Genomic DNA, 21,523 nt, shown 5'->3' on the forward strand with positions numbered 1-21,523 from the left:
TTTCTCAGAGAAAATGCTCAACTTGCCACGTCTTTTTGAGAAGATTTGGCCGGAAGCAAAATGACCGCGGCGACGATGGCGGCCAACGCGGCAAGTGTCGCGAGGGCGAATGGTGCCGCGAACGCCGTTGTCATATCGGTCCTCGTGAGCGTTGCTCCCAACGCCGCAATGCTGATGGCAAAGCCGGCCTGACGCACGATCATGGTCACGGCCGAGGCCATGCCGGTTTGCGTGGGCGGTGCGAGCGCCAGGACCACGCTCGACATTTGCGGATTTGCCAAGGCTGAGCCGACGCCGATCGTGAGCATTCCGGTGATGGTTGCTGCAAGGCGCATGGCCGGGTTGGTGGAGACGGCAGCCAACGCAAGCAATGCGTCTCCGACGGCGATGATACCAAACGCAACGACAAAGAAACGCCGCCATCCCCACTGCGTAACAAAGCAGCCACCGATCAGCGGTACCAGGAGCATCGGCAGCGTCGCCGCAAGCAGTGCGGCACCTGCCACCTCCATGCTGACGAGGAGCCCAGCGCTCAAGAACAGGGGCAAGTAGACGAGCACGGCCCAGTAGCCAAACTGGATAGCCGTGAGCAACGCGCCGACCCCGGCCATTGCCGATGTTGCGAATACGCGGGGATCGAGCACTGGACGCGAACTGTGCCATTGCTGCAAAACGAATAAGAAGGCGGCCATGGCGCTGCCGGCGAGGCAGGCGGCGCGAATTGCCAATGACCCGTCTCGCCTGAGCAGTGCATCGATCGCCAAGCCTAGCGATATCGTGAGCAACGCGACACCCACGGGGTCGAGCGGTGGCCCGTCCGGATCATTCGTCTCGGCAACAACTCGCGGCACCAGGAGGGTCAGCGAAAGGCAAAAGGGGATATTGGCGTAAAAGATCCAGCGCCAACCGAACCATGAGGCGAGCAAGCCGCCCAAGGTCGGGCCCAAGGCCATGGCGACACCGGAAAGGACCCCGATCATGCCGAATGCCCGTGCCCGCTCAGCAAGATTCGGAAATGCACCGGCGACGAGCGCGATTGCGCCCGTGACCATGAAGGCGGCCCCGACGCCCTGTACGACCCGTGAGGCCAGCAGCATCGGGCCATCCGTCGCAAGACCGCATGCGATTGAAGCAACGAGAAACACCGCGTTGCCTGTTAACATCGAGCGGCGGCGGCCGAAGCGGTCTGCAAGCGCGCCGGAAGCCAAGAGAGCGCCCGTGAAGGCAAGGCTGTACGCGTCGATGACCCAGGCGGCGCCGGCGACGGCGAAGCCGAGGTCCTTCGCGATGCCGGGCATGGCGACCACGACTGCGGTCACGTCAAACAGCGTCAGAAATGTGCCGAGGCCAAGGGCGAATGTGATTGGGACTATTCGCCCTTCCGCTCCGGGAGGTGTCCGTTCGTACATGCCGGCCGTCGATATCGGTGATTGGAAGGCAGGCCCAAATCGAGGACGCGCCGACGCGCGATTGAATAGCGGATGCCGATGCGTCCTTAAGTCGGTCCTGCTGACAGCGTGGTGTCAGCAGCCTGATACGACGCTCTGAACCCGGGTAGGCTATGCCGGCACGGCGTCCTGCAGCCGCTTCCAGTAGATCAGCGTGCCCGTGAGGCCGCCGTGGGGCTTGAGTGCGTAGTCCGGAATGAGCCCGGTCAGCTTGAATCCCATCCGTTCGTACAGGCCGGCCGCGCCTTCGTCCTCGGCGGTATCGAGCACCAATAGCCAGCGTCCGCACGCGATCGCGATGCGTTCGGCCTCGCGCAGCAACAGCGTGGCAATGCCACGGTGGCGGTGACTGACCCGCGTCATCATTTTCACGATCTCGGCGCGGTGCGGTTGGTTTGGCGCGAGGTTGAGCACGAGCGTCACGGTGCCGATCAGGTCTTCGCCGTCAAAAGCGCCGAGAACGACGCGCTCGCCCCGGTCGGCCGAAGCAAGCGAGTTGCGCCAGAATTCGTTGGCCGCTTCGAACGGAAGCGGGTGCATGAAGCTGACCGAACCGCCATTCGCTACGGTTTCAATCAACATTTCACTGAGCGTCGCACAGGTATCAGGTGAGGATTTCAGTGTTTTGATTTGGATGTCAGGCACGAATGATCAGCTCCGGGCGAATGAAATGTTTTTCCGAGGGGTCAGCTTCGATGATTGCGGGCGCGCGCGGCGCGCGCCTGCTTGATCTCTGCAATCCGTTCGACATCCTCGATCTGCAGGTGACGGCCGCGTTCGAGGATTTCCAGCGTGTATTCTTCGTAGGTGAGGCCCAGCCGCTCGGCTTTCCGGATGCGAAACGCGACGATGCCGGGCGAGGGATTTTTCCAGGCCGCGCGATGCGCCGCCTTCCAGTAGAAGTAATTTCCGATTCCCCCGTCGCCCCATTCCGGAATGTGCTCCTGATCGAGCGGCGGGCCGCCATTGTGGCCGGCGGGAGAAGAGCTTGCCGGCTCGATCGCCAAACCTTCGATCTTGAGCTCCGCCATCGCCAGCTAACTCCGGGCAAGGGCAACGACATAGGTGCAGGGCGCGGCGCTCTCGTTGGCAAACGTCACTTCCGCCGGAGGGCCGAACCCGAGACAGTCGCCGGCCCGGAGTTCGTGGCGTTCGCCACCGTCGATGAGGACGAGCGCGCCCGACAACACCCAGAGGACCTGGCGGATGCGTGCGTAGGACGATGCGGGCAGCGTCACGCGCTGCTTCGCCGGCATCTCGACCTTGATGATCTCGACGGGATGATCGGGCCGGTTGAATACCTGCGTGCGCAGATAGCCGGTTTCGGGATCGCGCCACACCGGCTGGTCGACGGACCTTGAAAGACGTTCCCCCTGGCCTTCGGCGCGCAGCATCAGGCCGGCGAGGGTGAGGTCGAAGGCGCTGGCGAGCCGCACCAGCACGACTGCGGTCGGACTGACCTCGGCGCGCTCAATCTTGCTGATGGTGGCCTTGGACACCCCGGAGCGCTCCGCGAGGTCGGCCAGCGACCAGCCGCGGCTGTCGCGTTCGAGCCGCAGGCGATGGGCGAGTCGGGCGCCAAGATCGTCTACTATAGTATCCATTCGTCTATTATAAGAGAAATTGGTGCGACCTCAAGTCCGGATTCGAGGTCGGCCGGGAGCTGGGGACAGCCTTGCCATCGCCCCTGCGGCAATTATCTCCGGGGCTGCGGTTGGGGGTGACAATGCCCCGTCCGATCGTGTAACACCGCGCAACTTCAGGAAAACCCGCAAGCTCTTGGTGCAGCCGAAGCCCGGCGCTGTCAGCTTGTGACGGAAGGTTTTTAAGATGCAGACCGTCATTATCGTTGTTCACCTCATGATCGTCTCGGTGCTGATCGGCGCCGTGCTGCTGCAGAAATCCGAAGGCGGAGGCCTCGGCATGGGCGGCGGGGCCGGCTTCATGTCGAGCCGCGGCACCGCCAATCTCCTGACGCGGACGACGGCGATCCTGGCGGGGATTTTCTTCGTGACCAGCATGACGCTGGCCTGGCTCGCCGGTGTCGACCGCAAGCCGGCATCGATCCTCGGCGCACCGACGACGCAATCGCAGCCCGGTGGCGCGACGCCGGTCGCTCCGCCGACCTCCGGCGGCGTGCTCGATACGCTCAAGAAGGTGGATGAACAGCAGGGCCAGTCGGGCCCGCAGGCCCCGCGTTCGCAATAAAGCAGGGTGGCTATGCAGGACGGTCTCTACCGTCCTGCATCAGAACTTCCCATTAGTGCTCTGATATCGCTTTAAAATTCACGTCACCCACAGCCCGGCAGAATGTTCGCCCGTGCATGCGATTCGTTTTGGCGAATCGGGCCAGTGGCCTTAAAGGTTGAGTCCCATGGCGCGGTACATTTTCATCACCGGCGGCGTGGTTTCTTCGCTCGGAAAGGGTCTGGCTTCGGCGGCACTTGGTGCCCTGTTGCAGGCTCGCGGGTACAAGGTCCGTCTCCGCAAACTCGACCCCTATCTCAACCTCGATCCCGGAACGATGTCGCCGTATCAGCACGGCGAAGTGTTCGTGACCGACGACGGTGCCGAGACCGATCTCGATCTCGGCCATTACGAGCGTTTCACCGGGCGTCCGGCCACCAAGGCCGATAATATCACGACCGGGCGCATCTATCAGGACATCATCACAAAGGAACGCCGCGGCGATTATCTCGGCGCGACGATTCAAGTCGTTCCGCACGTCACCAACGCGATCAAGGAATTCGTGCTCTCGGGCAATGACGAATATGATTTCGTGCTGGTCGAGATCGGCGGCACCGTCGGCGACATCGAAGGCCTGCCATTCTTCGAAGCGATTCGTCAGCTCAAGAACGAACTGCCCCGCGACCATGCGGTGTACATTCACCTGACGCTGTTGCCCTTCATTCCGAGCGCCGGCGAACTCAAGACAAAACCGACGCAGCACTCGGTGAAGGAACTGCGCTCGATCGGCATCCAGCCGGATATTTTGCTGTGCCGCACCGATCGCGAGATACCGAAGGAAGAGCGACGCAAGCTTGGCCTGTTCTGCAACGTGCGCGAAAGCGCCGTGATCGAGGCGAGGGACGTCGACAACATCTACGCGGTCCCTGAGGCCTATCACGCCGCCGGCCTCGACGACGAAGTGCTGGCCGCGTTCGGCATCAGCCCGAAGATTCCGCCGGCGCTGCAGAGCTGGAATGTCATCAACGAGCGCGTGCGCAACCCGGAAGGCGCGGTGACCATTGCCATCGTCGGCAAGTACACCGGCATGAAGGACGCCTACAAATCGCTGATCGAGGCGCTCTCCCATGGCGGCATCGCCAACAAGGTGAAGGTCAATCTCGATTGGATCGAGAGCGAAGTGTTCGAGAACGAGGACCCGGCGCCGTTCCTCGAACACGTCAACGGAATCCTGGTGCCCGGCGGCTTCGGCCAGCGCGGCGCCGAGGGCAAGATCCGCGCGGCGCAGTTCGCCCGCGTGCGCGACGTGCCGTATTTCGGCATCTGCTTCGGCATGCAGATGGCGGTCATCGAAGCCGCACGCAATCTCGTCGGCATCGAGGAAGCCAACTCCACCGAGTTCGGCCCGACCAAGGAGCCGCTGGTCGGCCTGATGACGGAATGGCTCCGTGGCAACGAGCTGGAGAAGCGGTCGAAGACCGGCGATCTCGGTGGCACCATGCGCCTCGGCGCGTATCCTGCAACGCTGAAGCGCGGCAGCCGCGTGTCGGAAGTCTATGGCGGCGCCACCGAGATTTCGGAACGCCATCGCCATCGCTACGAGGTCAATACGGCCTACAAGGACCGGCTTGAACAGCACGGCCTGCGCTTCTCAGGGCTTTCGCCCGACGGCGTGCTGCCGGAGATCGTCGAATACGAGGACCATCCCTGGTTCATCGGCGTGCAGTTCCACCCCGAGCTGAAGTCACGGCCGTTCGAACCGCATCCGCTGTTTGCGTCGTTCATTCAGGCGGCGATGGCACAGTCGCGGCTGGTATAAGATCTGGTAGGTGGGCAAAGCGGCAGCGTGCCCACCATCTGGCCGCCTGCCCGGTTTTGGATGAGGTGCCATTTCTTCACCCGCCCCTTGAGGGGGCGGGTCGATGCGCGCAAAGCGCGCGGCGGGGCGGGGTGACGGTCGCTCCACATCCAACAGTGTTCGTGTTGAGAGACCGTCACCCCACCCCGTCTCACATTACGCTGCGCTCCATGTGAGCCGACCCGCCCCCTCAAGGGGCGGGTGAAGTGGGCTCTGCCTTTGACGAAGGCGTGGATTGTTGCGACAAACCCCCGCCGTGAACGGCAAGAACAATAATTGAAGGAGCAAAGCCGATGATCATGGAAATGCGCGTCTATCGCTGTCTGCCGGGCCGCCTGCCGGCGCTGATGAAGCGTTTCGATACGCTAACGCTGAAATTGTGGGACAAGCACGGCATCAAGCAGGCCGGCTTCTACACCACGCTGATCGGCACCTCCAATCAGGAACTGACCTATTTCGTCGCCTGGGATTCGCTCGCCGATCGCGAAAAGAAATGGACCGCATTCCAGAGCGATCCCGACTGGATCGCCGGCCGCGCCAAGAGCGAGGAGGACGGCCAGATCATCGACAATATCGTCAGCCAGTTGCTGGTGCCGACGGCGTTCTCCGCGGTAAAATAGGGCGACGCTGCAACCCTGATATTCGGGGGTTAAACGGGGTTGATCCTGGTGGCGCGGACCGGCATGGTCCGCGGCAGATACGAAGGAAAATCCCTTGAACGCGAAAGTAGATGCAGCCCCGGTCGTCTCGGTCGGCCCGGTCAAATTCGGCAATACCTTGCCGATTTCGATCATTGCCGGGCCGTGCCAGCTCGAGAGCCGGGCGCACGGGCTGGAAGTCGCGAGCGCGCTGAAAGAGATCGCAGGTCGCCTCGGAATTGGCCTCGTCTACAAGACCTCGTTCGACAAGGCTAACCGCACCTCGGGATCGGCCGCGCGCGGCGTTGGCCTCGCGCAGGCCCTGCCGATCTTCGCCGAGATACGTTCGTCGCTCGGGCTACCCGTGCTCACCGACGTCCACGAGGCTTCGCAATGCGCCGAGGCCGCACAGGCGGTCGACGTGTTGCAGATTCCGGCCTTCCTGTGCCGGCAGACGGATCTATTGCTGGCGGCAGCGGCGACCGGCAAGGTTGTCAACGTCAAGAAGGGTCAGTTCCTCGCGCCGTGGGAGATGGCGAACGTCGTCAGCAAGGTCACCGGCGGCGGCAATCCAAATGTGCTGGTGACCGAACGCGGCGCCTCGTTCGGTTACAATACACTGGTCTCCGACATGCGCGCGCTGCCGATCATGGCGCAGACGACGGGCGCGCCGGTTATTTTCGACGCCACCCATTCGGTGCAGCAGCCCGGAGGGAAGGGCACCTCATCCGGCGGCCAGCGCGAATTCGTGCCCGTGCTGGCGCGCGCGGCGGTCGCGGTCGGCGTCGCCGGTGTATTCATCGAGACCCATCCCGATCCCGATCGCGCGCCGTCGGACGGGCCTAACATGGTGCCGCTGCGCGAGTTCGAAGCGCTGGTGAAGCGGCTGATGGCGTTTGACGCGTTGGCTAAGAACGCTGCGCCGTGACCGCCACCAGCGGCATGCCGCCGGCGCTCAATATCATTGCACTCGCGACCTTTTCGGCAGCCCTGTCCGCCCGCGCGCTGGATCCGGTATTGCCGCACGTGGCCGCGGATTTTTCCGTCAGCATCGCTACCGCCGCCAGTTTCGCCGCCGCCTTTGCCTTCACCTTTGCCATCATCCAGCCCGTGCTCGGCGCCATGGCCGACATGTTCGGCAAGGCCCGGCTGATGATCGTCTGCCTGGTGCTGCTCGGGCTTGCCAATATTCTCGGCGCGATGGCGACCTCGTTCCCGCTGCTGTTCGCAAGCCGGATTCTCGCAGGCATCGGCTCCGGCGGCGTATTCCCGGTCTCGCTCAGCCTGACCAGCGATCTCGTCGGTCCCGAAAAACGCCAGGTCGCGATCAGTCGTACATTGGCGGGCGCGATGACCGGCAATCTGCTGGGGGCCTCCGCGTCCGGCCTGATCGGAGACTTTCTCGGCTGGCGCGGCGTGCTCGCCGTGCTCGGCGTTCTTGTCGTGCTGGCTTCGATCGCGGTGGCGGCCGGGTTTCGCGGTGCTGCGCTGACCCGTCCGCCGCGCACCGGCCTGTCAGCCCTCCTGCAAGGCTATCGCACGATTTTCACAAACCCGAATGCGCGCGTCTGCTACGGGGCCGTGTTCATTGAAGGCTGCTGCGTGCTCGGACTGTTTCCGTTCCTCGCGGCCTTCCTGTTCGAACTCGGCGAAACCTCGCTGTCGATCGCCGGCATCGTCATCGCGGGCTTCGCCGTCGGCGGGCTGTTCTACACCATGACGGTGTCGCGGTTTCTGCCGAGGATCGGCGTCAATGGCATGATGATCGGCGGCGCGGCGATGGTCGGCGTGCAGCTCATCGCGGTGGCGATGGGGCCGGAATGGAGATTGCAAACGCTCAGCCTGATTTTCATGGGCTGGGGGTTCTACATGATCCACGGCAGCCTGCAGGTATTCGCCAGCGAATTGTCGGCGGAAGCGCGCGCGACCGCGCTGTCGCTGCACGCGTTCTTTTTCTTCATGGGCCAGACCATCGGACCGATCGCCTACGGTTTCGGCATCCAGCACGCCGGCAAGGTCCCGACCTTGCTGACCGCAGCGGCCGTCATGATCGCGCTCGGCTTTGCCTGCGCAAAGCTGCTGCGCCAGACGCGGCCGGCGGACGCGGCGGCGACCTAGACGGCGCCCTCACAAGAATCCGATGATGTAATCGACCAGACAGACCATCGTGAAATAGGCGAGGGTGCCGAGGGCCAACAGGGCAACCGACAGCCACACCCACAAGGGTGTCGTTTCCTTGGTCATGTTGCCCAGACGTCGGCGCTGCGGTGCTGCTCGATGATCGCCATCAACCCGAGAATGGGGGAGAAAGCTTTGTGCATGTGCGGTGGTCGGTCGCAGAGGCCATCCGGTTCACGAAATGGGGCCTGATCGGCCTCGCGCGCGCAGGCCGCGCCTTATCCCTTGCCAAGTTTTCACATTGTGCAAAGATTGAACCGAGCTGATCGACCCAGTGCGTTAGTCCCGTTGTGAACGGAGGATTGCCATGAGCGAGTCGATTCACCCCAGCGCGCCCCATCACCTGCCGTCTTTCATCACCGCACCGGGTGACACCGACGTTCTGATGGTCGCCGTCGGCATTTTTCTGATCGTCGCCGTTCTCGCGGTCGGTAATTTCTATTTGCACCTGCACTCGTTGCCGGAGCGGATGGCCCACAAGTCGCAAAAATTCCAGTTTGAAATCGTGGCCGTGCTGGGCCTGCTGTCGCTGTTCACGCACAACCACCTGTTCTGGGTGATCGGCCTGTTCCTCGCGATGATCGACCTGCCGGACTTCAGCACGCCGCTGCGCAGAATTGCAGGATCGGTCGAAAAGATGGCTGGCGTTCCGCCTGAACCGGACCCAACCGAGGCGCCAGTTGGGGACACGGCGCACGCTGTCGCAACGGGCGAGGCCAAGGCCCGCATCGAGAAGGCTGGTGGCGCCAAGAGCGAAGTGCACAGCCATGCTTGAGCTACTTCTCTGCTCCCTCTTGACAATATTTCCGGACTATCTCTATCGCCGCTACCGGCAGGGCAAGCGCATCGGCCACGAGATCACGCTCTATTCGGTCTGGTTCGAACTGCGCTTTGGCATCATCGCCTGCCTGATGCTCACGGTCTCGCTGATCACGATGATCTTCTATTATCACCCGTCGACCACGTCGGCGACGTTGTTCTATCGGACCATTCCGATTGTGCCCGAAGTAGCCGGCCGAGTCGCGGAGGTTAACTTCGAACTCAGCGCGCCCGTCAAGCAAGGTGACGTGATTTTCAGGCTTGATAGCGCCAAGCAGGAAGCGTCGCTACTGACAGCCAGGCGCAAGATCGCCGAAGTCGATGCCGCCATGCTGGCAGCGCAAGCTGACATCCTCAAGGCGGAAGGCCAGCTTCAGGAGGCAAAAGGCGCGCTGCAGCAGGCGCAGGACGAACTCGACACCAAAAGCGAACTGCAGAAGCGCAACCCCGGAATCGTGCCGCAACGCGACATCGAAAAGCTCACGGTGGCCGTTGCGGGTCGCCAGGGCAGCCTCGACGCCGCGTCCGCTTCCAAACAGTCCGCGATGACGCGACTGACCGCTCTGCTACCGGCGGAGAAGGCGAGCGCAGAGGCGGCGTTGGCCGAAGCGCAGGTCGATCTGGACAAGACGTTTATTCGCGCCGGTGTCAACGGACGGGTCGAGCAGTTCGGTCTGAGGCGGGGTGATATCGTCAATCCAATGATACGGTCGGCCGGGGTTCTGATTCCCGAGGGTGCAGGACGGCGTGCTCTTATGGCAGGGTTTGGGCAGATCGAGGCTCAGGTCATGAAGGTCGGAATGGTGGCCGAGGCCACCTGCATTTCCAAGCCGTGGACGATCATTCCGATGGTGGTTACCAACGTGCAGGACTACATCGCGGCGGGCCAGTTCAGGGGCGGCGAACAACTGGTTGAGGCGCAGCAGGTCGTGCGTCCGGGTACCATTCTCGTTTTCATGGAACCGATCTACAAGGGCGGGCTGGAGGGCGTGACGCCGGGCAGCAGTTGTATAGCCAACGCCTATACCAGCAACCACGAACTGATCGCTTCAGGCAAAGTCGGTTCGTTCAAGAGCTTCGCGTTGCACGTCGTCGATGCCACCGGACTGGTGCACGCGATGCTGCTGCGCATTCAGGCGCTGCTGTTGCCGGTCAAGACGCTGGTGCTGAGCGGGCATTGAGCCCGCGAAGCTCCGACGTTGATGCAAGTTTGATGAAAGATAGTTGAGTGTCAGAAGCAGAGAATGTTCTCCTCAAAACCAAGCGCATCACGATCGATCGGTCGCAAATGCGTGGCATCGAGGCAGCGGTAACCACAATCCTCAAGGCGTTCAATGATCCGTCTGCCGTCCAGCGGCTTGGGGCGATTCAGATCGGTGAGGATCTCGCACAGGATCGGCACTTTGCGACCGCTCTTTGCCAGCACGCCTTGCATGCCGTCGAAGACCTCAGCCTCGAAACCTTCGACATCGATCTTGATAAGGCCGACGCGATCGAGATCGATTTTCCGCTCGCGTACATAACTATCGAAGGCGATAACCTCAACGGTGATATTTTCCGTGAGCTCGCTGGCGTGGTCGAGGAAGCCGGTAGCAAGTGAACTCGACCCGATATTGATATCGTAATTGTCGAAATTCTCCGCGCGTGGCGCGACGACGGCCATCGTGAAGGCGCCAGGCCGCGCGCCGCAGGCAACCTGATTGGCGATGACCCGATAATCGGGATTGAGCTCGGCGAGCCGTCGGACAAAGGTGAAATATTGCGGCACCGGCTCGAAGGCGTGCACCTCGCCGCTCTGGCCCACGAGCGACAAGCTATAGGCCGACCAGTAGCCGCAATTGGCGCCGATATCGACGAAGATATTGCCAGGAGCCAGGCAGCGCTTGAAGATGCGTTCGAGAAACATTTCGTGAGTATGGAAAAAGTACTTCTTCATCAGCCGATGCAATGACATGTCGATCTCGTGATGCACGCCGTTGAAGCGCGCGGTCGCGAGGCCCGTTGGCGGCGTTCTGAACTGCTCGATCGCGCGGCGGTGTACGATATCGGCAAGCCCGAGCGGATCGCTCGATGCATATTTCAGGAGGAAGCGGGCGGTCTTCCGGGCAATCATGGCGGCCTCGCGAACTTGATGTCGCGAACATGCGGACGATCTGTGGCTCGCAGTTGACCAATCTGTGGCGTCAATCGTTCGAGAGTTTTTTTCTCAGCCGTGAATTTCGCCTACGATGTATGCAATCATTGTCGCGGCCGTTTATTTCTCAACTGGGCCTCACTAGACGCGTCCTCTGAAAGTTCCGCGCGCGCGCAACAGAAGGCGTTCAAGCCATGCCCGAACGCTTGGCGTGCCTAACCCCGCCCGCGATACGGCGCGACGCCCTGGTCGGGCACCCACATGTCCTTGGGCAGTTTGCCGGTCTGCCAGAACACGTCTATCGGGATACCGCCGCGCGGATACCAATAGCCGCCGATGCGCAGCCATTTCGGCTTGATCTCGGCCGCGATCCGCTTGCCGATCATGACCGTGCAATCCTCGTGAAAGGCGCCGTGATTGCGGAAGCTGGCGACATAGAGTTTGAGCGATTTGGACTCCAGGAGCCACTGGCCCGGCACGTAATCGATCATCAGATGCGCGAAATCAGGTTGGCCCGTGACGGGGCAAATCGAGGTGAATTCCGGCGCGGTGAAGCGCACCAGATAATTGGTGTCCGCCTGCGGATTGGGCACGCGATCGAGCTGCGCCTTTTCCGGGCTGTCCGGCCATTCCACGGCGCGGCCGAGCTGCAATGATTTCTGCAATGATTTCTTGGCCATCATGATCGTCCTGTTGCGAGGGCTGACATGGACGCAAGCGCCGTGGCCGTCAACTGTTAGCGCGATGCAGGATCTTCGAGAAACCGCACCAGCGCCTGCCGTTCGGCCGCGTCCTCGATCCCACGCATCGACATCCACAATCCCGGAAACATCGCGGCGGGATCGGTGAGGAAGGCTTCGAGGCGCTTTGCGTCCCAGCGCACGCCCTCGTCGCGCGCCTTGCGCAGCACCGGCGAATAGTCGAATTCCGCGGCTCCGCCGACGGCGCGGCCGATCACGCCCGAGAGATTGGGGCCGGGCAGGTTGCGCTCAGCCGGATCGAGGCTGTGGCAGGCGCGGCAGGGCGCGAACGCCCGCGCGCCGTTTTCCTCCGCGGCGGCGGAAGCGGGCAGGAGAAGCGGCAACAGCAGCAGGATTGCAAACAATCTCACGCAGGCGCGACCGTCTGTATCATGACGAGGCGGTCATTGCCGGATTCGCCGCCCCAGGTTTCGCCGGGCCGGCCGTCGAGCTGGCGCACATTCGCGCCCGATTTGTCGCTCGGGAACGCATTGAACTTTTCCGTCACGGGATCGAAGCGCACAATCGCATTGGCGCCGAAATCGGTGAGCCAGACCTTGTCCTTGTTGTCGACGTAAACCGCATAGGCACGCGGACTTGTGCCGGGCAATTTCCACGCTTTCCAGGAGCCGTCGGCAGGATCGTGCACCGATACGTTGCCGCTGTTCCATTCGCTGACCCAGATGCGGCCCTTCGAATCCGACCATACCCGGCGTGCGCCCTGGTTGGGGGTCGGCGGCTCGACCACGGTCGCGCTGCCGGTCGCCAGGTCGATTTTGGCAATGTGGTTGCCGGCGAGCGAGGCGTACCAGATGTCGCCCCTCGGCGTGACCGTCATGCCGTAGGTGCCGCGCCCGCGCGGCGACTTGAACACGGTCATGTCGCCCGATTTCGGGTCGAGCCGGCCATAGATGCCGGACTGGCCGGTGAACCAGTAGATGCCGTTCTTGTCGAACACGGCGGTGTTGAGGTTGGCGTAGCTTTCTTTTTCGGGCAGGCGGAACAGGGTCACCTTGTGGTCGCCGGGGTCGACGCGCGCAATCGCGTTCTGGCCGCCCTCGGTTACCCAGGGCGCTCCATCAGGGCCGATGATGACGCCATGGGGAGCTGCCCCTTTGCCGAGGTCGACCAGTTTGTAGGAGCCGTCGCGGGGATCGAGACGTCCCAACGTACCGTTGCGCTGGCCGCAGAACCAGATCGTGCCGTCGGGGGCAGGGGTGGTGTCGCGGGAGCCCATGCCTGATTTGACTGGATAATATTTGACGCGGAACGGGCCTTCCTGGGCGTCGGCGTGGCGCAGGAAGGCGGGCGCAGCGAGGACTCCAGCGGCGGCGGTTCCAAGAAACTGGCGGCGATTCATTGCGTTACCTCGGCTTATCAATGTGAAGGTTTGGACGCTGAGATCTACCTTGAAGCAGTTTATCCTGACGGGTTTCCGCCGTCCGGAAAAGGCGGCCCGTCAAGCGTTCACATTTGCTTGCTTGCCGTGTAAGACGCCCCCGAACCTGACCCACCACTCCCAGGAAAGTTTAAGACATGACCGCCATCGTCGACATCATTGGCCGCGAAATTCTCGATAGCCGGGGCAATCCCACCGTTGAAGTCGATGTGGTGCTGGAAGACGGCTCGATCGGCCGTGCCGCAGTGCCATCCGGCGCCTCCACCGGCGCGCATGAGGCGGTCGAACTGCGCGACGGCGACAAGAAGCGCTATCTCGGCAAGGGCGTGCAGAAGGCCGTCGAGGCCGTCAACGGCGAAATCTTCGAGGCGCTGAGCGATCAGGCCGTCGAGGAACAGGTCCAGATCGACCAGATCATGATCGATCTCGACGGTACCCCGAACAAGAGCCGGCTTGGGGCCAACGCCATCCTCGGCGTCTCGCTGGCCTGCGCCAAGGCGGCGGCCGAATCCTTCGACATGCCGCTCTATCGCTATGTCGGCGGCACCTCGGCGCGGACCCTGCCGGTGCCGATGATGAACATCATCAATGGCGGCGCCCATGCCGACAATCCGATCGATTTCCAGGAATTCATGATCCTCCCCGTGGGGGCTGCGAGCTTCGCCGAAGCGCTGCGCTGCGGCTCGGAAATCTTCCACACGCTGCGTGGCGAGCTGAAAAAGGCCGGCCATAACACCAATGTCGGCGACGAGGGCGGCTTTGCGCCGAATATCCCGTCGGCGGACGCCGCCCTCGAGTTCGTGGTGAGCGCAATTGGAAAGGCCGGCTACAAGGCAGGCAGCGACGTGATGCTTGGGCTGGATTGCGCGGCGACCGAGTTCTTCAAGGACGGCGCTTACGTCTATGGCGGCGAGAACAAGACCCGCTCGCGCTCCGAGCAGGCGAAATATCTCGCCGATCTCGTCTCGCGCTATCCGATCGTCACCATCGAGGACGGCATGTCCGAAGACGACATGGACGGCTGGAAGGAGTTGACCGACCTCATCGGCAACAAGTGCCAGCTCGTCGGCGACGATTTGTTCGTCACCAACGTCACGCGGCTCGCCGACGGCATCAAGAACGGCCGCGCCAATTCGATCCTGATCAAGGTCAACCAGATCGGCACGTTGACGGAAACGCTCGCCGCCGTCGAACTGGCGCACAAGTACGGCTATACCTCCGTGATGTCGCACCGTTCCGGCGAAACGGAAGACTCCACCATCGCCGACCTCGCGGTCGCCACCAATTGCGGCCAGATCAAAACCGGCTCGCTGGCGCGCTCCGACCGTACCGCCAAATACAACCAGCTCCTGCGCATCGAGCAGCAGCTCGGCGAGCAGGCGAAATATGCGGGGAAGGCGGCGTTGAAGGCACTGGCGTAACGCAACGGTCCGCTCTACTTGCCTCCGCTCGGGGCGTCGAGACGAGCGAAGCTCGCTCGTACGTCGGAACGAAATCTTTAGATGCGTTCCGTGAGAGGGGGACTCTCCTGCCGCGTCTGCATGGGCCACATCAAGCAATATTCGCTTTCCGAGATCAGGCCAACCAAGCGCGGCCCTCCGCGAACCTGACTAACCGAATCTATGGAGATTCGGCCGCCGAAATGGATTTCGCTATGTCGTGTTCGATCTTGATCGCCAGCGTATCGCGGTAGTGATTCGTTTCATAGAAATTTGCAGGGTTGCGATTCTCTGAACTGTCGCCAGCCCAGTTTACAATTCGAGCATTCGAATTGTGGTTTACAATTTCGATTGACCGCTGCTTACAAGCATTGTCGTAATCCGCAGCAGGTGAATCCTGCACCGGAATTAACGCGAGATAGCGCGGTGTCCAAAAGAGGATGAACGTGACGCGTGGATTTGACGAGACAAGTTCTTCGAGTTGAATGAGGGGTTCGAAGCGAAAGGGCCGGACGTAGTCCGTTCCCGTTGGACGAACGACCTTGTCCATCGCTGCCTTCACGAAAGCTATGTCGTCGTAGCCATGAGCTACGAATGCAGCATCATAAGGACGGTAGCCATCGACTCGGAAGCCATTGCCCTGAGCAAAGAAGGCGTGATTGAGAAGTTCGAACGACATGTTTGCATAGAGCCAACCAATGTATTCGAGATTTCCGCTGTAGAGCCAGAATGGGAATGGACGTCCCTCGGCCATCGTGCGCTCATTTCGACACCAGGTATCATCCATTGCCACGATGATGGTATTTGCGGCCGGGTGATGGCGTAGGAAAAAACGGGCGACTGTCAACGCTACAGGTGCGCCCGATCCACTTACCGACAGTGAAACGAATTTTCTGCCCGTCAACCCATCAAGGATTTCTGGTTGCATCGGAATGGAGGTCGAATTGCCAACCACGGCGGAATCGAAGAATGGGTTCCGCGCCACCGACACCTTCAGTTCACGTTCCCCAACGTTGGGTACTTGGGAACTGGAACGAATGCCCGCGCGGCCATATGGGTCATAACAATAGACAACCGCGACCACCGCGCTGAAGAGCATCATACACGCCATAGCAACGTGAAGGAGATCCCTGCCTCTGAATAATTGCACTTTCTGCATGTGCTTGCAGATGCCATCAACTATTGCTTGTTGCAACCATAGATATGTAGTATCCGAGTGAAAAGTCGGAAATCTGCGGCGAATGCTGTTCAATTCGTTTTCTTTTATGTTTGTGTTCTTCCCGATCGTACTGATGGGGTATTTTGTTCTTGGTCGGTTTGGCAATTTTCTCCTTGTCCTATGGCTAGCGCTTTCTTCTCTAACCTTCTACGGAATCGAGAATTGGCGGCTTCTCCCGCTGCTCGTAGGTTCAATCGCGTTTAACTACGCGATCGGGTTTCTGTTAATTGGGAAAAGGTACGATTCTCGCTCGCGCTTTCGCATTCTGACCATTGGTGTTGCCGGCGACTTGATCGCCCTCGGCATCTTTAAGTACGCAGGTTTTCTGACGACCAACTTCAATGCGGTGTTCGACACCGGCTTTGTCGTTAGTATCGTCCTGCCGGTAGGTATCTCCTTCTACACGTTTACGCAGATAGCGTTTCTGGTCGATGCGTATCGGGGTGACGTCGCGCGCTACGCGTTGCCGAATTATGCGCTGTTCGTCACTTATTTCCCGCATCTAATCGCGGGTCCCATACTGCACCACAAAGACATTATCCCACAGTTTGAGCGCAAAGAAATCAAGCGCTTAGACTTCCATTTGATCATGTGCGGTCTCGCCATCTTCTCGATTGGGCTCTTTAAGAAGACATGTCTTGCGGATGGTATTCAGCCTTTGGTCGCGAATGCGTTTGGGCCGACGACTTTGTCTTTTGATCGAGCATGGATCGGCTCGCTCGCCTACACATTCCAGCTTTATTTCGATTTCTCCGGTTATTCCGACATGGCGATCGGGATTTCGTTGATGTTTGGAATCTTCCTTCCGGTCAATTTCAACTCGCCCTACAAGGCCCGCAGCATCGTCGATTTTTGGCGGCGCTGGCACATGACGCTATCGCAGTTCTTGCGTGACTACCTCTACATCCCACTCGGCGGCAATCGTCGGGGCCTACGTTATGTAAACCTGATAATAACGATGCTCCTGGGTGGCCTCTGGCATGGAGCGGGCTGGACTTTTGTAGCTTGGGGCGCACTGCACAGCCTCTATCTCTGTGTCAATCACGTCTGGAATCGCTTTGCACCGGTGCTGCCGCAGAGTGCGTCTTTTGTCGTGGGTTTGTTGTCTTTGCCCATGACATTCATCGCGGTGGTGATCGCTTGGGTATTCTTTCGCGCCGACAGTATCAGCTCTGCGCTTGGAATAATTTCGAAGATGATGGCGCCGAGGGACATCATTTTCGGCGAACAGGAGCTCTTTAATCTGAAGGTAATTGCTGCATATACCGCATTGGTTTGGTTGCTCCCGAATACGCAGCGCTTGACCGGATATGATCATGAGAAACGCACGGTGGGAGAGAATTTGGCTGGTTGGCGTTATCGGCCGCTGGTACTGTACTTTGTGGCAGCTCTGTTCGTGTTCGGAGTGATCGGCATCCAGAGCGAATTCATCTATTTCAGGTTCTGATCCATATTTGAACTGCAAACTGCCGCTCTCGGCCCTGACATTCTGCTGCCTCGGGTCAGGCTGAGCCAAAGACAAGGGAAGTCATATGAACAGAGACAGCGTTGGGCAAAAATACCTACGCGAACGTCGTGTTCTTGAAGCGGTCTTTTTGAAATCGGCCGTCGCTGGACATCAGTGCCGACCCGGCCCATATCCCCATGTGCCTGGAGCGACCGTACGATCCCTCGGGGAGCGTCATGGGCCGAGGGCTGCGAAGGGGAAGTCCAGGGAGGATTGCGATGAGTAACGGCAAGAGCGGGCTGCAACTGCGTTCGCTGCTCAAGAAGAGCGGCGAACTCGAACTGTCGCTGGTGGACGTCCCGACGCCTGAGCCGGCCGACGACGAAGTCGTGGTCCGGGTCGAGGCGACGCCGATCAACCCGTCCGATCTCGGGCTCCTGATCGGCCCGGCCGACATGTCGACCGCCAAGGTTTCAGGCAGCGAGGACACGCCTGTGGTCACCGCAAAAATGCCGGAAGCCGCCCTGCGGATGATGGCGGCGCGGCTCGACCAGTCGCTTCCCGTGGGCAATGAAGGCGCCGGCGTGGTGATCAGGACCGGTTCTTCGGATGCCGCCAAGGCGCTGATGGGCAAGAATGTCTCGATGATCGGCGGCGCGATGTACTCGCAGTACCGCACCATGAAGGTGCGGGACGTCATGGAGCTGCCAGCCGGCACCACGCCTGCCGACGGCGCGTCATGGTTCGTCAATCCGCTGACCGCGCTCGGCATGACCGAAACGATGCGGCGCGAAAATCACAAGGCGCTGGTGCACACGGCGGCCGCCTCGAACCTCGGGCAGATGCTCAACAAGATCTGCATCAAGGACGGCATCGGCCTCGTCAACATCGTGCGCAGCAAGGAGCAGGCGGATATACTGCACAAGATCGGCGCCAAGCATGTCGTCGATTCCACCGTAGACAGCTTCATGGACGATCTCACCAATGCGCTGGTGGAAACCGGCGCCACGATTGCGTTCGACGCCATCGGCGGCGGCAAGCTCGCGGGGCAGATCCTCACCTGCATGGAGAGCGCGGCCAACAAGACCGCCAAGGAATACAGCCGCTACGGCTCGAACGTGTACAAGCAGGTCTACATCTACGGCAGCCTCGACAACCGTCCGACCGAACTGAGCCGGGCGTTCGGCCTGACCTGGGGCGTCGGCGGCTGGCTGCTGACACCGTTCCTGCAGAAGATCGGCCCCGCCGAAATCGGTAAGCTGCGCCAGCGCGTCGCTTCCGAACTCAAGACCACCTTCGCCAGCCACTATACGCAGGTGGTGTCGCTGCAGGAGACGCTGCAGCTCTCCAACATCGCGGTCTACAACAAACGCGCCACCGGCGAGAAATTCCTGATCAACCCGAACAAGGGTTGACGACGGCAATAGCCGGCTCATACCGTCTGGCGTCGATTGCCTGGAATCCGATGATCTGACGTTCATGCCCCCAAAGGGCCGCGGCTGCGGCTCTTCGGCGGCCCATTGATCTGGTCGGCAAGAGCGAGGCGGAGTGCTTGTTCTACTCGCGCTGGAAAGCCAGGTTCCTGGAGCCCTTGTGACGTTCCAGTGCATGGCCGATCAGCACATCCATAAGGTCGGATTGTGATAACCCGCTGGCCTCCCATAGCCGCGGGTACATGCTGATATTGGTGAAGCCGGGAAGGGTATTGGCTTCGTTCACGAACACCTGCTCGCCGTTGAGAAAGAAATCGACGCGCGCCATTCCTTCACAGCCCAGCACGCGGAACGTCTTGATTGCGAATTCCCTGATGCGGTCGGCCACCGGAGGGGGCACATCGGCCGGAACCCGGAGAGCGGCGCCATCATCGTCGAGGTACTTCGCATCGTAAGAATAGAAACCGTGCTTGTCGGCAGGTACGATCTCTCCGAGTTGCGACGCACGGATATTGCCATTCGCATCTTCAAGCACGGAGCACTCGATTTCCCGCACCGGGGCGACACATCGCTCAATCAATATCTTCCTGTCGAAGCGAAACGCCAACCCGCAGCAAGCTTCGAACTCTTGCGCGGTTCGAGCCTTCGATACGCCGACCGACGAACCCATGTTGGCCGGCTTGACGAAGACCTCCGGCGAGCCAACGGCGCCGACCGCGTCGTCATACGTGAGCGGTGACATGGCCGACATGGCGACATAGGGCACGACCGGCAAGCCCGCATCGCGCATCAGCCGTTTTGCGACATCCTTGTCCATCGATGCGGCCGATCCCATCACACGCGAGCCTACGTAGGCCACGTCGCACAGTTCGAGTGCGCCCTGAACCGTGCCATCCTCGCCGTTGGGGCCGTGCAAGACCGGGAAGAAGAGATCGAACGCCGGCAATTCCCGAATCCCTGCCGTATTCCGCTCAAGAACCAGTGTACGGCCATGTCCGCCCGGCAACAGGGTCAGCTGCGGTCCATCGTCCGGAATGGCCAGCGCAACAGCGCCGATGCCGGCGCCATTGCCCGCGTCGGCGACAATCCAGCGGCCATCCCGGGCGATGCCGATCAGCGTGACGTCATACCGGTTGGGGTCGAGGAAGCGAAGCACGTTCGCTGCGGACGCCCTGGATACGTCGTGCTCCGCGGAGCGCCCGCCGAACAGGATGGCGACCCTCGTTTTGCGTTCTGCCATCGTTTCGCTTCTCTTTGGTCGGCCGAAGATGCCGCGTTCTGCTTGCATATAGTCAAACGAACACGTCCGCAATTTGGCGCCGAAGCGGACGGGGCCGCGCGTCGGGACATCTCAGCTTCTGGCCCAGCACGGCCTTGTCCGTGTCCGCCCCGGACCCAAATCCCTCGGCGAGTTTCAAAAACGATGCGTTTCCAAAATTGCGCAGTTCATGCGCTTGCATCTATCTGGCGATATCGTTAGGTGAGGGGCAGGCGTCCAGCTTCACAAGGAAAATCCATGTCCCACACCATCGTCACCATCGTCGGCAGCCTCCGCAAGGAGAGTTTTTCGCTCAAGATCGCCAATGCGCTCGCAAAACTGGCGCCGGCATCGCTGAAGCTCGACGTGACGACGCTCGAAGGCATCTCCTTCTTCAACCAGGACCTGGAAGCCAATCCCCCGGCCGACTGGCTGGCGTTCCGCGAAAAGCTGCAGAAGTCGAACGGCGTGCTGTTCATCACGCCCGAATACAACCGCTCGATCCCCGGCGTGTTGAAGAACGCCATCGACGTCGCTTCGCGCCCATATGGCAAGAGCTCGTTCCTCGGCAAGCCGGTCGGCATTGTCAGCAACTCGCCCGGCGCGCTCGGCGGCGTCAGCGCGACCAAGCATTTGCAGAACATCCTGCCCGGCATTGCCGGGCCGATCCTCGGCCAGCCCGAGATCTATCTCAATGGCGTCGGCGACGCCTTTGACGACAAGGGCCAGCTCACCAAGGAAGCCGTGCAGAAAGTGCTGCAGCAATATCTCGCCGCCTTTGCGGCGTTCATCGAGAATCAGAATAAGTAACTGCGCTCTCGGCGTCATTGCGAGCGAAGCGAAGCAATCCATCTTGCCGCGAGCAAGATGGGTTGCTTCGTCGCTTCGCTCCCTTGCGCAAACGCTTCGCGTTTGTCGCAGGCAATGACGGGGCGCCATTCATGCCCACGCTCACGCTCGCCGTCTTAGGATTCCATTAACCCGGCCGTCGCATCTTGGCGCATGGTCTCCCGCACGCGCCTGAAATCCATCCTGACCGGCCTCGCCCTCTACACGATGGCGGCGCTGATGGTCGGCTATTTCGGCGTCAACGCCTATACCGGCAAATACGGGCTGAACGCGCGCCAGGAACTCGATCAGGAGATCATCGCGCTGACCTCGGAACTGGCGCGGCTGAAGCGGGAGCGGGCGCAGGGCGAGCAGCGGGTGTCGCTGCTGCGGTCCGACCGGGTCGACCCTGATATGCTGGACGAGCGCGCACGCTTCCAGCTCGACTACGCCAACCCGCGCGATCTGGTCCGGACCATCAAGCCGAACTGATTTTCA

General features: G+C 61.0%; 22 protein-coding genes. 12 read left to right on the forward strand and 10 right to left on the reverse strand.

What is annotated here, in order from left to right; all coding sequences use genetic code 11:
• Positions 1-17: 17 nt before the first annotated feature.
• From V1294_RS20330 to V1294_RS20345, 4 genes are all read right to left on the reverse strand, one after another.
• A complete protein-coding gene (locus tag V1294_RS20330; protein ID WP_334499632.1) occupies positions 18-1,409 on the reverse strand; it encodes an MFS transporter in 1,392 nt (463 codons plus the stop codon).
• A gap of 150 nt (positions 1,410-1,559) precedes the next feature.
• Positions 1,560-2,093 (reverse strand): GNAT family N-acetyltransferase, encoded by a 534-nt coding sequence (locus V1294_RS20335; protein ID WP_334499636.1) that lies wholly within the window; start codon positions 2,091-2,093, stop codon positions 1,560-1,562.
• A 41-nt stretch (positions 2,094-2,134) separates the two neighbouring features.
• A complete protein-coding gene (locus V1294_RS20340; RefSeq protein WP_334499638.1) occupies positions 2,135-2,479 on the reverse strand; it encodes a hypothetical protein in 345 nt (114 codons plus the stop codon).
• Between the two features lie 6 nt (positions 2,480-2,485).
• Positions 2,486-3,052: a helix-turn-helix domain-containing protein gene (locus V1294_RS20345; RefSeq protein WP_334499639.1), complete on the reverse strand. Its 567-nt coding sequence runs from the start codon at positions 3,050-3,052 to the stop codon at positions 2,486-2,488.
• A gap of 226 nt (positions 3,053-3,278) precedes the next feature.
• Between V1294_RS20345 and secG the strand changes: the two genes are divergently transcribed.
• The 7 genes from secG to V1294_RS20380 all read left to right on the forward strand — a co-directional run bounded on the left by secG (position 3,279) and on the right by V1294_RS20380 (position 10,309).
• Complete coding sequence (gene secG / locus V1294_RS20350) at positions 3,279-3,656, forward strand: preprotein translocase subunit SecG (RefSeq protein WP_334499640.1); 378 nt, start codon at positions 3,279-3,281, stop codon at positions 3,654-3,656.
• 166 nt (positions 3,657-3,822) lie between these two features.
• A complete protein-coding gene (locus V1294_RS20355) occupies positions 3,823-5,454 on the forward strand; it encodes a CTP synthase (protein ID WP_334499641.1) in 1,632 nt (543 codons plus the stop codon).
• A 332-nt stretch (positions 5,455-5,786) separates the two neighbouring features.
• Positions 5,787-6,113 (forward strand): NIPSNAP family protein, encoded by a 327-nt coding sequence (locus V1294_RS20360; protein WP_057834587.1) that lies wholly within the window; start codon positions 5,787-5,789, stop codon positions 6,111-6,113.
• A 94-nt stretch (positions 6,114-6,207) separates the two neighbouring features.
• Positions 6,208-7,059, forward strand: coding sequence for a 3-deoxy-8-phosphooctulonate synthase (kdsA, locus tag V1294_RS20365; protein ID WP_334499642.1), 852 nt, complete (start codon positions 6,208-6,210; stop codon positions 7,057-7,059).
• 14 nt (positions 7,060-7,073) lie between these two features.
• A complete protein-coding gene (locus V1294_RS20370) occupies positions 7,074-8,249 on the forward strand; it encodes an MFS transporter (RefSeq protein ID WP_334489699.1) in 1,176 nt (391 codons plus the stop codon).
• A 367-nt stretch (positions 8,250-8,616) separates the two neighbouring features.
• Positions 8,617-9,084 carry a hypothetical protein gene (locus V1294_RS20375; protein ID WP_334481040.1) on the forward strand — a complete coding sequence of 156 codons (468 nt, stop codon included), beginning with the start codon at positions 8,617-8,619 and terminating at the stop codon, positions 9,082-9,084.
• Positions 9,077-10,309, forward strand: a complete 1,233-nt coding sequence (locus tag V1294_RS20380; protein ID WP_334481038.1) for an HlyD family secretion protein — start codon at positions 9,077-9,079, stop codon at positions 10,307-10,309. Before V1294_RS20375 ends, V1294_RS20380 begins: the two co-directional genes overlap by 8 nt.
• Positions 10,310-10,359: 50 nt before the next feature.
• Here V1294_RS20380 and V1294_RS20385 read toward each other — a convergent pair whose 3' ends face one another.
• The 4 genes from V1294_RS20385 to V1294_RS20400 form a co-directional block, all read right to left on the reverse strand.
• Positions 10,360-11,241 (reverse strand): FkbM family methyltransferase, encoded by an 882-nt coding sequence (locus tag V1294_RS20385; protein WP_334499643.1) that lies wholly within the window; start codon positions 11,239-11,241, stop codon positions 10,360-10,362.
• 236 nt (positions 11,242-11,477) lie between these two features.
• Positions 11,478-11,942: a preQ(1) synthase gene (gene queF / locus V1294_RS20390; RefSeq protein WP_334481034.1), complete on the reverse strand. Its 465-nt coding sequence runs from the start codon at positions 11,940-11,942 to the stop codon at positions 11,478-11,480.
• A 56-nt stretch (positions 11,943-11,998) separates the two neighbouring features.
• The gene (locus V1294_RS20395) at positions 11,999-12,373 is read right to left on the reverse strand and encodes a c-type cytochrome (protein ID WP_334499644.1); all 375 of its coding nucleotides are present in this window, start codon (positions 12,371-12,373) and stop codon (positions 11,999-12,001) included.
• Entirely contained in the window at positions 12,370-13,362 is a 993-nt protein-coding gene (locus tag V1294_RS20400) for a Vgb family protein (protein WP_334499646.1), read from the reverse strand. Before V1294_RS20400 ends, V1294_RS20395 begins: the two co-directional genes overlap by 4 nt.
• Positions 13,363-13,538: 176 nt before the next feature.
• On the opposite strand from V1294_RS20400, the gene eno reads away from it, so the two are divergent.
• Positions 13,539-14,822, forward strand: a complete 1,284-nt coding sequence (eno, locus tag V1294_RS20405) for a phosphopyruvate hydratase (RefSeq protein WP_334499648.1) — start codon at positions 13,539-13,541, stop codon at positions 14,820-14,822.
• Between the two features lie 199 nt (positions 14,823-15,021).
• On the opposite strand, the gene V1294_RS20410 is transcribed toward eno, so the two are convergent.
• On the reverse strand, positions 15,022-15,939 hold the full coding sequence (locus tag V1294_RS20410) for a hypothetical protein (protein ID WP_334499651.1): 918 nt from the start codon (positions 15,937-15,939) through the stop codon (positions 15,022-15,024).
• A gap of 142 nt (positions 15,940-16,081) precedes the next feature.
• Here V1294_RS20410 and V1294_RS20415 point away from each other — a divergent pair, with 142 nt between their 5' ends.
• Both V1294_RS20415 and V1294_RS20420 read left to right on the forward strand, forming a co-directional pair.
• A complete protein-coding gene (locus V1294_RS20415) occupies positions 16,082-17,506 on the forward strand; it encodes an MBOAT family O-acyltransferase (RefSeq protein ID WP_334499653.1) in 1,425 nt (474 codons plus the stop codon).
• Between the two features lie 278 nt (positions 17,507-17,784).
• Positions 17,785-18,921: a zinc-binding dehydrogenase gene (locus V1294_RS20420; protein ID WP_334481029.1), complete on the forward strand. Its 1,137-nt coding sequence runs from the start codon at positions 17,785-17,787 to the stop codon at positions 18,919-18,921.
• Positions 18,922-19,063: 142 nt separating this feature from the next.
• Here V1294_RS20420 and V1294_RS20425 read toward each other — a convergent pair whose 3' ends face one another.
• A complete protein-coding gene (locus tag V1294_RS20425; RefSeq protein WP_334504737.1) occupies positions 19,064-20,179 on the reverse strand; it encodes a D-alanine--D-alanine ligase family protein in 1,116 nt (371 codons plus the stop codon).
• Positions 20,180-20,455: 276 nt separating this feature from the next.
• Here V1294_RS20425 and V1294_RS20430 point away from each other — a divergent pair, with 276 nt between their 5' ends.
• Both V1294_RS20430 and V1294_RS20435 read left to right on the forward strand, forming a co-directional pair.
• Positions 20,456-21,007, forward strand: coding sequence for an NADPH-dependent FMN reductase (locus tag V1294_RS20430; RefSeq protein ID WP_334499655.1), 552 nt, complete (start codon positions 20,456-20,458; stop codon positions 21,005-21,007).
• Between the two features lie 192 nt (positions 21,008-21,199).
• Positions 21,200-21,517 carry an FtsB family cell division protein gene (locus V1294_RS20435; RefSeq protein ID WP_108516042.1) on the forward strand — a complete coding sequence of 106 codons (318 nt, stop codon included), beginning with the start codon at positions 21,200-21,202 and terminating at the stop codon, positions 21,515-21,517.
• The last annotated feature ends 6 nt before the right edge of the window (positions 21,518-21,523 follow it).

The organism is Bradyrhizobium sp. AZCC 1678 (assembly GCF_036924765.1).
In the GTDB taxonomy this organism is placed as follows: domain Bacteria; phylum Pseudomonadota; class Alphaproteobacteria; order Rhizobiales; family Xanthobacteraceae; genus Bradyrhizobium; species Bradyrhizobium algeriense.